Source organism: Solwaraspora sp. WMMD937 (assembly GCF_029581175.1).
In the GTDB taxonomy this organism is placed as follows: domain Bacteria; phylum Actinomycetota; class Actinomycetes; order Mycobacteriales; family Micromonosporaceae; genus Micromonospora_E.
In genome coordinates, this window is sequence record NZ_CP120738.1 from 759,410 (window position 1) to 773,630 (window position 14,221).

The following is a 14,221-nucleotide window of genomic DNA, read 5'->3' on the forward strand; positions in this document are numbered from 1 at the left end:
GGCCGAAACCCGACCAGTCGACCCGGCGATGTTCCCGGACGTCCCCACGATCTCCCCGGTGGAGGCGACCGCCCGCGCCACCGCCGTCGAACGCCTCACCGACCTGGAAGCCCAGCTGGTCGCCGCCCGCGCGGAGACTCCCACCAACATCGGTCCGACATCCCTCGACGACGCCGGATCTGCGGCGTCACCGCAGGTCGACAGCGCGGGTCGACCGCAGACCCTCGACCAGATGGGTACGCCGGGCCGAGCTGAAAGGCCCGATGGTACGGGTACCGGCGACAACCTGCTGGACCTGCCCAGCGTGCCTCGAACCGATCCGGCGGCCACCCCCGGCGCGGAGGCGCTCAGCCAACGGTTGACCGAGCTCATCTCCGACGCGCGGGGGGTCGACCTGCCCGAGCCAGAGCTGAGGGTGCTCAGCGCCGAGGTCCGTACCGCGATTGAGCAGGGCCGGCACGGTGACGGGGCCCGCGCACTCAACACGCTGCACGACCGCATCGACCGACAGGCCCTGTTCCAGCGGCTCGACTCGTACCGGGCGCATGTGGACGCCGGGCATCAACGCGCCGCACAGCTGGACATGGACAAGTCGACCTGGTTGCAGCACGCCATCGACATCGAGCGGGCGACCGCCGCCGGACACACCGACGAACTGCACCGGCTGCTCAACGACTACGAGAACAGCCTCGCCGGCAAACTGGCCGAACAGAAGCTGCACGACCAGGTCGGACCCGATGCGACGCCGGGCCGTACCCCCGACGAGGCCGGGTCGAGAGGCGACGTCGACGAGTTGCAGGCCCGCCTCGACGCGCTGCGTGGCGACCGCACCCCCGACGCGCGCAGCACCGAGCTGGAGCTGGAGCTGCGGTTCGCCAATCTGCGCGGCTCCGACGGCCCCGACGTACCACTCCCCCAGTTTCCGCAGCCCCCCACGTTGCCACCCGGCAGCGTCGACGACCTGCAGAAGCGCCTGGACGCGTTGCGCGGGGACAGCACGCCGGACCCGGACCTCGCCGGACTGGAACTGCGCCACCGACTTGCCGCGCTACGCGGTACCGACCCGGGCACCAATGTGGGCAAGCTCGAGGACCTGCCCGACGTACCGACGCTGCCGCCCGGTGCTCTCGATGACCTGACCGACCGGATTGCCGACCTGCGCGCCCACCGGGAAGAGATGCTCGGCATGCCGCCGGCCGAACGGGCCGAATGGGATGCCGAGTTCGCCCGGACCGGAGACGAGGCCGCCGACGCGGCAGTGCTGGCCAGGTACGAAACGCGCATCGCAAACCTGGAGCGCGAGGTTCGCGTCGCGGAGCTGCGCGGCGGCAGCGGCCCGCTCTCCGCCGACGAGTACCGGTCCTGGCAGGACGCGCTCGCCCGGGTCGGCGACGATCAGGCCGGCATCGACCACGTGCTGTCCCGATACGCCGCCCGGCTCGACGAGCACCGGCTGGACAGCGCCACCCAGATCAACACCGCGCTCACTTCCCCCGACCACCTCCGTCCACTCGACTCCCGTCTGGACGAGGCGCTCGGTGGTCTGTCCCAGAGTCTGCGGAACGACACCGCAGCGCGGCACACCACCCTCGGTGACCGGTTGGCCCAGCTGCGCGGAGCGGACGCCCCACCGGCACCCGGCGGGGCCACAGGCGACCTGCCGATGCCCGGGCCACGGGCCGATGACGCGACGATCGGCCACCGACTCGGCCAGCTGCCGAGCCCGCCCCGTGACCTGCCGGCGCCTCACACCGGTCCCGCTGGCGCCGCCCCCGGGCGGACCGACCCGTCCGTACCCGCACCGACCCGCACCGACCCGCCCGGCGCGGACGTACCGGCGGTCGGCAAACCTGCGGAGCCCTCGACGGCCGCCAAACCGGTCGACGGGCCGGCAGCGATGAAGCCAGCGGAGACTCCGACGGTGGACAAGCCGCAGGACGGACCGGCACGACCGACGCCGGCGGCCGGCGACGACGTTCTCCAGCTGCCGGCACCGCGCCGCCCAGCCGACGACATCTCTGCCGCTCCGCCCACCGAGCAGGTGACGATGCCACCGCGCAATCTGCTCGGCGACGGCCAACCCGCCGGCCCGGCCCGGGTGATCGAGGTGGACGCCGAGCGGTGGACGCCGTTGAAGGACGCTTTCCGCTTCGAGCCGTCCGCCACCTCCGGCCAGCCGCCGAAGGTGACCCGGCCACCGGCAAGCGGCGAGCGGGTCGGTGTCGGCTATCGACTCAGCGTCACCGATCAGGACATGCACTTCGCGCTCAAGCTGCACCTCGACGCCGCGCCCGGCGTCACGGCGGCAGAGATCGCCGAGGTGAAGGCGCGCACGATCGAAGGGTTGCAGCGATACGTCAACGCACCCCGGCACCACCTGCCGGGCTGGGACGTGCCGATGCGGGTGACCGTCGACTTCGTCGATGACCCGGCCAAGGCGCGTGGCTCCATCACGGTCGCTCCGGCCGGCACGCAGATGTCCCAGCAGACCTGGGCGGCCGACGCGTCGCCGGCCAAGTACGCCCACGAGATCGTGCACAACCTCGGCGTCAAGGACAGCAAAGCGCCGCCGAACGCGTTGCTGCGCGACACCCACCAGCCCGAACACGGCGACCTGATGGGCAGCCACCCGCACGGTGTCGACGGTTTCGTGCTGACCCCCAGGGCGCTCGGTCAGATCGCTGGTGTGCTCTCGCCGCACTTCTCGGGCTCCACCGCCCCACGGCCGGCACCGGACGCCCTTACCAGCAACGCCGCCGAAGAGTTCTGGGCCTCCGGCGTGGACCTCCCTCCTCAGGTCACCGAGCAGGCCACGGTGCCCGCCCCGGCCAAGACGGTGTCCAGCTCGGCGGGCAGCGCACCGGCGCCGCTGTCGACCGTCGCCACGGGCCAGATCGCCGAGCCGCCCCCCGCCACGATGGGTTGGGTCGTCACAGCCGACGGCAGTTATCAGTGGCAGGGTGCCGGATCTCCCGATCCGGCTCTACCGCCCGGTCTGGTACTCGGCACCGCCAGCGGCGATCACAACCTGTGTCTACTCGACTCCCTCGCCCAGCTCATCAACGTACACAACCCTCACCAGACCAATGCCCACCAGCTGCATGACCATCTACTGGACAACCTGCCGGCCTCCAGCAACGCCCGCGACGACCTGCTGAACGGCCAGATGCTCGACGTCTACGACCCCGATCTCAACCAACTCCTCATCGACAACTTCGGCATCCGCGTCCAGGTCTTTGAAACCACCCAGCACGGCACCACCGCACACCCGCTGCGCGGCGACGAGGGTCCGGTCTTCTACCTCCACCATCAGCACCAGCACTTCGTCCCTCTCTGGCCTGCAACTGGTGAAACCACCGCGACCGTCGGAACCACCACCGGGAAGACCACCGCTGCTGTCGAGGCTCGACCTCAGCAGCAGCCGTTGCAGGTACCGCCGGCGGGCAAGCAGCTGAAGTCGGAACATCCGCTACCCGCGGTCGCAGAGGCGAAGGCCCGGCACGACCAGCTCGCTGCGGAGGTGCAGTCTTTCGCTGAGGCACTGCAAAAACTGGAGAGTCACGTCCACGATCTCTCTGCGAAACTCGAGGAAGCGCGGCAGGTTCAGCAGGAGCGTGGCAAGGTGCTGTCGGCGGCCGATGCCGCAGCTGCGGCATCGGCCGCACAGCGGCAGGAGCAACGCGAGGCCGCCGAGCGTGAGGCGCGGAGCGCCGCAGATCGTCGCCGCGGCGAGCGGGAGGCCGCGCGGCGGGAGGCCGAACAGCGAAACGCCCGGCGCCAGGTGTTGGACGCGGAGGCGGCGCGGCGACAGGCAGCGCGCGCGGAGGCAGCGCGGCAGCGGTTGGCCGAGGATGCCGTGTTGGAGTCGGTACGCGCCGAAGTCGCCGATCGGGCTGCGCAACGCGCAGCTGCGCGGGCCGAGGCTGCACGGGCTGAGGCTGCACGGGCTGAGGCTGCACGGGCTGAGGCTGCACGGGCTGAGAGACAGTCGGCGGCGAGCAGCACCGGCCCCGCCTCGGGAACTCCTGTCGATACCCGCACTGACGCCACGCCGCCGGTCTCTCCACGCCAGGCCGAGCAGGACCAAGCCCGGCAGGCCGCCGAGCAGCAACGTGACGACGATCGGCTCCGGCAGGCCGAGCAGCGGTGGGCCGAGTTCGACCGGGCGGCAAGGCAGGCTGAGCTGGAACGCGGTCAGGCCGACGTCGATGCCGAGGCTGTGAGACGGGAGCTGGACCAGGCCGACCAACTCGCTAAAGTTGCGGAGGCCGACCGCCAGCAGGCCGAGCGGCAGGAGGCCGCGCGGGCCCTCGATCTGGAGGTAACCCACCGCCGCGAGGAGCAACAGGACCGTATCCAGGCCGTGGAACGTCAGGCGGAACGCGACCAGCTTGCCACGGCTGTGCAGACCCACGAGGCGGCGCTTGGTCAGGGCACCGAGGAGGCTGTGCAGGCGCGCACCGCGTGGGAGAGCAAGGAGCAGGAGCTACACGACGCTCGGACAGCCCTTCAGGAAGCTGAAGATGCTGCCAGGAAGGCAGCCGAGGAGGCGGCAAAGAAGGCTAAGGAGGCCGAGGAGGCGGCAAAGGTCCGGCCGACCGCGACGCCGTGGTACTTCACCGAGGGGGCGCTTGGTGAACTGGCGATCGCCCAGGTCCGAAGCAGAACGGCCGACGAGATCGCCGATACCCTCGACGCGCTCGACGCGGCGCTACCGACTGGCCAACGCACGCGCACCGCCGACGTCGAAATTGCAGCATTGAAGCCTGGCCAGGGTCCGCAGAAGCCAGGTGAGCAGAGTCAGATGCGAACCGCGGACCAACTGAACCTGGGCAACGCCCGACAGGAGCAGGGCATTCGACAAAAAGTCAAGGATACAATTCGTGAATTGCTCGAAGCCGACCCGAAAAATCTGGCTGGTATCGACAAGAATCGCGCGCGGTGGGAAAATGCGTTGTTCCATGGGATCACGATCAGTGCTGGCGATCGACTGATCTGGATCCGTCCGGTGCCGCACAATCCGCAGGAGGCGCCGAATGCCGACGGAGGCAAGGAACGCGAGTACGTGGTCTCGTTCGGCTCGACCGCGACCGGCAGGGAGACTTCCCACTCCAGTGGTTTGGATCACGACGGTGCCGCCGAGCTGACCTTCACACTGCCGACCCAAAAGGCACCCCGGATGCTGGCGAAGCTGCCATCTCTGGCCTTCGGCAGCGACATCGCCCGAAAGACCTCGGAGCAGACAACGGCCATCTCCGGCCGGAAGATGTTCGTCTCCGAGTCGACGAACTTCAACAGTGGTGTGGAGTTCCAGATCTTCGTCAACGGCGTCAAGTGGGGACAGTCCCCAGTCGCCGGCGAGGCGGACCTTCTCGGGGTCTCCCTACCAACCGCCTACGCTCGCACACCCCCGGACGGCGATACCACCACCGCAGACGTAGAACCGCCCGCCGGAACCACCGTCACGCATCCGGTCTCTCAGGCCCGGGAGACACTCAACGCGATCAGCCTTGACCAGGTCATCACCGACTGGCACAAGGCCCTGAGCGCTGCTCTGCCGGCCGACGTCGCCGCAAAGGTGGCCGCACTGGCCCACGAACGGCTGCTGAACGAGCGGACCACCCGCAACCGCAGTCGCTACCTGCTCACGAACGGCGACCAGACAGACACTATTCACGAAGGCAGCGGCCTCCACCGCTTCAACGGATACATCACCACCGCAGTCCGCATCCGCGGAATCCAGTTCCTGGAAACTACGGAGGGCATCACCACCCGGGAAGATCTCGGCGTGGTCTCTACTATTAATTACCAGGCGTCCGGGAGTAGCGACGTCAGCATATCCGCTGGAGGCAGTCTGCTCAGACTAAGCAGGGGCGGCTCCAATCCGGACGACGACGACTCGGGCGGGCAGACCACCGGCGGTCTGCAATTCGGCGCTGGGCTCTCTGCCGAAAACAGCGCCGCGTTGGGCGTTGGAGAAACCGCATCGAACCACACCGTCCTGAACAGAAAGTCCCACCAGGCCCGGTACCAGGCCACCGTCGACTTCACCCTCACTACCCACGGGGACAAGAACATCCCACCCATCACCCGCCAGGTCACTGCCGAAATCGCCATGCCCGCTGTTGAAGCGGCACAGTTCGAACGCAGCATCTTTGGCACTGTGTTCACCCCCAGATTCGGAGGCCCCGGCACAGGACGGCCCCGAGTGGTACTCACCCCAGCCACGGAAGTCGAAGCCAGCGTCAAGACGCAAACCAAGACCGTAGCCGAATCCGGCACCAAAGCCGAGGTTCCGCCCATCCGGGGGTCCGCCGAACCGGCGCCGGCGTCTGCTGAGCGGGTGGCTGCGACGTTGCGGCCAATGATCGACGGGGCGCCGCAGGCGCGGCAGGCGTTCGTGCCGAAGGACGGGACCGGCCCGGAACCCCTGGCTCTGGCACTGCGCCGCGGGCAGGGCCTGGGCATCACCGGCAACCTCCCCGGATCCGAACAGGTCGCCAACCTCGTCATCGACGTTCTCAAGGCACGGACCGGCCTCGACGACATCGGCGCCAAGGCACGCCGGGACGTCATGATCAGGGTCAGTCGTGCCGTGCTGGAGGCCGACCCGAGCCGGGTCCAAGCCGGCCGCAAGTTCAGCGTCGCCAGCAACGGACGCACGTTCGAGGTGCTGGCCACCGCTCACCAGTTCGACCTGCTGGATCGTACCCGGTACCCGATGACGGTCAACGCGCGTGCGCTGACCGGGGCCGCCACTTCTGGCGCCCAGTCCGGCGACACCACCGGCACCGGCGAACTCGGCAGCGGCCCCTCGTTCCGCGTCGGCGACCTCGACGGGCAGCACCGGGGCGGAATCAGTGCCCCACGCGTCGGGGTGTCCACCAAGGCGGGGTGGAGCAACGAACAATCACTGAGCCGCAACGTCCAGGAGTACGCCCGCACCGAGACCGTCGGTGAGATCGTCGACCATCGCTACCGCACCGTCTACGAGGTCGCGATCCGTGAGGTCACCGACCCCGACCGTCCGACTCCACGCGAGACCTGGCTGATCGGGGACGACCCGAACCTGCAAGTCACCACCCAGACCGCTGTCCCGATCGAACATCTCCCCCCCGAAGGCGCCACCTATAGCGAACAGGCACTCAGAGACCACGGGAGGGCCGAGGTCAGTGACGATCCCAGGGGCGCCTGGGAGCCCGGCGGCAAGGCATCCCATCTCCCCTTGGACACCCTCGGCAGCGCCGGGCTCTTTCCCGCCTTCCGGCACATCCCGGAACTGTCCGCCACCGCCGCGAAGCTCTACCAGCAGGTCAACGGCCTCCCCGATACGTGGTTCAACGAGCCGATGAACTGGCCCGACCAGGTCCTGGACCTCTCCGCCCCGAGCGAGCTCGCCAGTCAGAGCCCTGACATCGTCGATGAGTACGGCTGGGAGATACAACTACCCGCCCGCGACGGATACGACCAGTTCATCCGCGTCCGGGGCCGCCTGTTCAAGGACAGCCTGGACCACCAGAAGAGCCACCAGGACGGCGTCGAACTCGAACACTACCGGCAGTTCGCCTCAAGCCACGGCGATGCCCGGAGCAGGGACATCACCACCAAGGGCAAGATCGGCTTCGGCGGCCACTACCAGAACTACAACGTCGACACCGAGGAGCCCTTCGAGCAGGGCCGGCTCGGCGGCGGGATCGACGCCGAGTGGGAGGTGTCCACCGGCAAGTCGACAAACAGCACCAAGGGTGCTACCGACATCACCCGCGCCACCTACAACGACACCGTCCACTCCTACAACGGTCGCATGGTCTTCGAGATCACCGCGATCCGCTCCAAGAACGGCGCCCAGAACACCTCAGCCGGACCCCACTACGTCAACGCCCACCACGCCCTCGACCTGTTGATCACCGACCGCGCCGCCGAGGATCTCGAACTCGTCGGCGGCACCGCCGTCAACGCGCCAGCCCTTGAGCTGATCGACCCGAAACTGCTGCCCGCCGTCGGTCACCCCGAACAGCTACAGGCCAACGACGTCCTGAGATCGATCCTCCGTGCGCTGGAGGGGCAGGGCCTCATTCCCGCTGGAGAGAACGCCACCAGCCCACTACGCCGCGCGGTGATCAGCAACTTCCGCAGCCGAGCCCTCACCGCGCAGTACTTCCCCTTGTCTGGGCAAGGCGTGTACGGATGGTTCCCCATCCCCGGTCCTTACCCCACCCGGTACCTGTGGATTCGCGTCGCCGCCACCACCGACCACATACCATCATCCGACCGACCCCGCGACCAGGTCAGCCTCACCCTCCGCGGACAGACCAGCGACAACGCACAGGGCAGCAGCAGCTCCGGCTGGGGCTGGTCCGCAGCTTTCGACTTCCACGGCCGCGGTGTGGTCAGTGAGGCAAACCGCGGCGAGCTCGGCGGCCTTGGCCATGGCCGCTACGGAAAGTCCTACTCCAGCGAACACAGCAACCAGTCCGCCACCAAGGACATCTTCCGCACCTCGCCCAAAAAATCCCACGAGTTCGAACACCCACTCAACTTCATGATCGAACTCGCCACCACCACCCAACTACCCAAAATCGCCGAACTCATCGTCGCCACTGGCCGTGCCATACTGTTCTCCATCACCACAGCCGCCGCCGGCCTGCGGCCAGGCCTGAATCACTCCGTCCAAAAATTCTGGTACGACCACACCCCCTTCGCTTGGGAAAACAATGATCTGATTGCCGGTGGCCGGGTCCGCCTCATCGTCCCCAAATCCTTCACGCAACCCAGGAACACCGACAACAGCGGGTGGCGCGGACCCAAGCCCACGCCTCCCACAGCCAAGCCGGCAACCCCCGCCCCGCGACCCACACCGCGCTGGGCCGAGGACACCAGCCTTGGACCCGCCGGAGCGAATACCGAACTCCTCGAGGACCGCGCCCTGCACCCGTGGCGGATGGAGGCGGCCGCTCGTGAGTTCGCCCGTTGGGCCGCCCTGACCACGGCACGACCCAGCCTCCGCCCCGGCACCGACCTGACGGTCGACGGGGCCTGGAAGGTACCCGGCGTCGACAGCCGCAGCGCCCTGCACCACCTGATCACTCACTACACCAGCGAATCGATGCTGCGCACCAGGATCAACCAGCTCCTCAAACACGAGTACGTGATCCCCGACACCAACATTACACTTGGCATTGACATCCGCGCCGGTGAATACTACGGATCCGACACCGATCCGCTGAGTGACTTCCAAAAGGGCAGACGCTACCAACAGAATGAGTCCAGCACCTCCAGCAGCCAGGACACCTCCCAAGCCGGCGACATCGGTTTCGGCCCACAGGGCGGAGCCCGCACCGGACTTGTCAGGAAGGCCGGCTTCATTGGCGAGGTCCTCTCTTACAACAGCCAGTCCGGCCAGGGCGGTTCCGCCGAGATGAGCGAAGTCAACGAACGCAACAGAGAGGCAAAGCGCAACTTCCACCAGTACCGCTACGACGCCACTCTCGTTATCAAGGGGCCGCACGGGACCCTCCTCATCGACGTCGATGAAGACATCTACCTGATGCGAGACAAGAAGCCCGACCCCACAGTCCCCGTCGTCCCTCCGCCGAAGGCCGAGCCGAAACCAGTAACGGAATTGGCCGGAGAAACCAGTTCGACGCCAAAAACCGCGAGCGGCACCAAGATGCCCGGCTCGTGGCCTGAGGACGAGGGACCACTCCTCCCGCTCCACAACCCACCACAGCCGCCCGCACCACCACTGCCGCCAGCAGCAGCCACCGACACCACAACACCACCCCCTGCGCAGACCACCACCAACCCCACACCACCACACGCCCAAACCACCCAACCCACACCACCACCAACCACCCCAACCACCACCCCACAAAACGCCACCACCACAACACCACCCCCTGCACAGACCACCACCAACCCCACACCACCACACGCCCAAACCACCCAACCCACACCACCACCAACCACCCGACCACCGTCACCCGCAACACCAACCACCACCCCACAAAACGCCACCACCACCAATCCGCAAGACGACCTGCGCGAGCGATGGGTGCAACTTCAGGCGCAGAGTATCCAGGCCGAGGGCACCGATCCGACCGTTGCTGAAATCATCGCCAAGGGACAAATTCCCGACCGTCAAAAGATGCTCGCCGATCTGGCAACAGTACGCACTGACACACCGGCCGCAGGCAAGGAGGTATCGCCACCTACAGCATTCGAACAGCCTGCTACGGCCGCAGAGGAACCAGCCGGGAAGGTCAGCAGCGCCACCGTTTCCCAGCCCACGGCGACGGACGGCGACCTGCACGTCCAGAATCTCATACCCTTCTCAGATCCAGTTGTGCCGATCGCTCCGCCCGGCGAGTCCCAGCTGGCGCAGGTGACAGACCCGACACGTCAGTCAGCCGGCGACGGTGTCGCCGTGAGCCGGCAAGGCCAGCGGGACTCAGACCCCGAGCCGGTAACGAGGCTGCGAGGCGGTGGTTCAGGCGGGGCGATATCCACTTTGATGAGCCTGGCGCCGGATACCTGGGCACCGTGGGCGCGTAGCGAGATTTTCGCCCCCTCGGACGCCGTCCACTTCTACGAGGAGGCGAAGCGGATCGGCTGGATCTCAGCAGGAGACGACCGCGTCGCACAAGCTCTGCACAGGTTGGGGCGGCAAACCGGGCTGCGGTCGGCAGAAGACAAGGCCCGGGAGTTCGTCTGGCATCTCGTCACTACCGGCTCGCGCGTCCTACCCGACATCGTGATCGACGGCACCCACCTTTACCAGGCTCAGGTGCACGGACAGACCATCCAGGTCCGGGCCAGGGTGGAAGAGGACTCAGCGGGTCGGGTGGTCCGGGTGGTACATGCCCAACAACCGATGCCGCTCGACAGCCACGTCGCGGACCTTGTCGATGCCGACTGGACGGTGGTGGCCGGCGGCCGCGGCACGAGCGTCGACCCCGATGCCCAGCTGGTCCACCTCGACCCCACCGACGGGGAGGTGCACTCGACGCTGCACGACATCCACCGAATCGCCAACGACTCTCTCGGCACCACGCACCTGGCCTTCACCAACCGTGCTCTGGGGGCGGCGGCGCTGATCGCTGATGTGGCCAGATCGGTGGAGCGGGACCAGGCACGGCTTGTCCACGACGACTTCGGCACCGTACTGGATGCCTGGCGGCGTTTCGATCGCCAGATGAGTTGGCTCCTGCACACACCGGGGCCGCGCGGATTTGAACGGACGGAGCAGATGCCCGCCGGGCATCACGCCCGAGCCTCCTTCGATTACTCGCGCTGGCGGTTGCGGCTGCGGTACGACCTGGATGCCGACCGTTCGCGGGATGCGCTGGTGCACGAGAAATTTCACTCTGTGCAGTGGGCGACCTACGCCCGGTGGCGCGTAGCCGAGACCGGCGACCCGAGAGTGCTGAATGAGCTGATCAAGGATCCGGAGGTGCACCGCCAGCTGCTGTACGGGCCGGCGCGCCATCTCGACGCGGCGCAGCGACACGTGGCGGAGTTACTGTCGCGACACGGGCTGGCCCACCCTGACCGAGAGGCGATCTACAAGCTTCTCGGTCAGGATCAGGATCTGATCACCCGGTGTAACCAGTGGTTGGCGGCGGCGAGGGTCAGTGGGGCCGGAGGACGGCTAGGTGAACGCGTGCAACGTGCGGGGGGCCAGGTCGGGACCTTCTCGGACACCGTGCGGGCCCTGTATCTGAGCCTGCTGCACGAGGCTCAGGCGATCTTGCTCAGCCTGTGGATTCAGGAGGCGGGCTCGGTGCACCGGTGGGGCGCTGCCGCCGCTCAACTGCCCCCGATGCACGGGTACGACAGCGTCCCGCTGACCGCGCCGGACAGGTACCCCCACATGCCGGATGGAGCCGCAGGGGTCTTCCTCCGTCCATCGTCCTCGTCGATGGAGCCGCCGATCCGGCTACCGCGACGGGAGGGCATGCTCCTGGCGGTTCAGATCACCGACGTTGACCAGGCCGGTCACCTGCTGCGCCAACTGCGGGACGACGTACCCGTCGGGACCATGGTGGAGCTGCTGACGGCCGCGCCGATCAGCGCTCCACGGGCGGTGGAACTTGCCCGTACGTTGGGCGGCGAACGGGTACTCGCCCTCGACGTCGACCTGGTGGAGCCGACCGGGGCGGCAGCCCATCACTTCGTGGCCTACAGTCGAGACCACCGTGCCTCACTCGGCCCTGGCGCCCGCTACTACACCGTGCACGCCGATCCGCAGCAACCGGTACTCGATCTCGATGTGGTCGCGCTGCGCAACGTCGGCTGGGGCCGGTACGAGTTGGCATCGGGTTGGCAGGTGCAGGCGGTCGGTCAACGGGTGTGGATCGGGCCGGCCGAGGTGTCGCCGGCCGTACGCGACGACGACCCGCCGGTGGTCATCGGGCTGCCGTCCCGGCAGACCCCTTGGCCGGTATGGGTTCTCGGGGTGTGGGTCGGCCGCGCCTTGGCCAGCCACGTCGGAGCCACGACCGAATCGGGATTCGTCCGGGTACACCGGCCGCAGCCCCGACCCGAGGTACTGCCGGTGGCCACCGACGACCTACTGCATCCGGTCAGCGACGTCGAGCGTCGAATTGTCGTGGCGGCCTTCGGCTCGGAGGCGGTGCTGGACGAGGTCGGCTATGCGCCAACGGAACCGACCAGCCCCGGCCTCGGCTTCACCGGCCATGATCTGGTTGCCGGGCTGCTGGACGTGGCCGGCGCCGCAGCGACCGAGCAGAATCCGTCGGTCCTGGTCGCGGCGCTGGACGGGCTGGCCACGCGGCTCGCGGCGGCCGCGCCTGTCACGGCCGGGGCAGGCGGCGAGCGAGCGGCCCGGCACAACCTGCTCGCCGCCGGTTACCTGGCGGCCCGCGCGTACGGAGTGTTCGAGCTGACACCGCAGCGACTGGAGGCAGCGCACCGGGTGCTGGCGGCCTACCACTACGACGATGGCCGGTTCCTCACCGGAGAAGCTGGGCTGCAACGGCTGCTACAGACCGTCAATTCCGACTGGTACGGCGATGTCGATCCGACGCGGTTGCAGCGACTGGCGGAGGTGAACCACGACCGTGGGTTGGACAGGGACGACCTGGAAACTCTCGTTGAACGGGACGACATGTGGCTGTCGATCTGGCCGCGTGATCTCCGGCCGATCGATCGCGCGGCACGTATCTGGTCGATGGGCGGTGCCGCCGGGGGTGTCGTCCCGCCTGCCGTCGGCGGCGGCGAACTGGTCGTCGTATACCGGGCCGGAGCAAATCTGCTACCGCTGCCACCGGCCGGCTCCCCGGCGCACGTCCAGGTCCCGACCGGCCCGGCACTGCTGGCTGAGCTCGGCACACTGCTGGCCGGCAGGATCGGTGGGAGCCGCTTTCCCCGTGCCTGCCTTCGCCTCGTGCCAGTGGTGGACACACCGGTCGACCCCGACCTGGCCGGTTATCTCGAGGAGGGCCTGTCCGCGCTGCACCGGCACCGAGTCGATCGGATCACCCTGGGCAGGCCGATCGGGCCGTTGCCCGGCGACGCCGAGGCGTGAGGAGCGGTCCCGGTCCAGTTCGACGAGGCGGCCCTGGAGGCATCGGCCGTCTGAACCAGTCGCCGGTGCCATTCGCGCCGGGTCAGGTCAGGCAGCGGCGCGGCCGGTCACGCCATGCTGGCTCAACGCCCGTTGCAGTTCGCGGGTGGCGTTGTGGGTGCGTGACTTCACCGTGCCCGGGGGTACGCCGAGCACCCCAGCCACCTCGCGATGCGTACGGTCCTGGTAGTAGACCAGGAGCAGCGCCTCGCGGTGCACGGCCGAGAGGCTACGTAGCGCCGGCTCCAGCGCGACCCGGTCCAGAGCTGCGTCGAAGAGGTTCTCCGCCGGCTGCCAGGCCATGGCGGTGACGTCCTCGCTGACCTCGGCAGGGCGAGCCGTCACCCGCCGGGCCTGGTCGACGCTGAGGTTGTGGGCGACCCGCGACAGCCAGGCCTGCGGCGACCGGGCGCTGGCCACCGAGGCCAGGTTGCGCCAGGCCCGCAGCAGCGTTTCCTGGACCAGATCCTCGGCGCGATGCGGATCGCCTGGCATCAGACGCCGGGCGTACCGCTGCAGCGCTGGCCGGCTCTGCGGCACCAGTACCCGCTCGTACCAGGTGACCAGGTCGGCGTGGGTCGGCCGCTCACCCTCGATGATCTCCATCGGATACCTCATCTCTGGCCGTGAAAC

2 protein-coding genes are annotated in these 14,221 nt (G+C 68.1%); one reads left to right on the forward strand and one right to left on the reverse strand.

Annotated elements, in window-relative coordinates; all coding sequences use genetic code 11:
• The first annotated feature begins 232 nt into the window (after window positions 1-232).
• Entirely contained in the window at window positions 233-13,549 is a 13,317-nt protein-coding gene (locus tag O7621_RS03450; protein WP_282232685.1) for a hypothetical protein, read from the forward strand.
• An 87-nt stretch (window positions 13,550-13,636) separates the two neighbouring features.
• On the opposite strand, the gene O7621_RS03455 is transcribed toward O7621_RS03450, so the two are convergent.
• Window positions 13,637-14,194 (reverse strand): sigma-70 family RNA polymerase sigma factor, encoded by a 558-nt coding sequence (locus tag O7621_RS03455; RefSeq protein ID WP_282232686.1) that lies wholly within the window; start codon window positions 14,192-14,194, stop codon window positions 13,637-13,639.
• Window positions 14,195-14,221 lie beyond the last annotated feature (27 nt).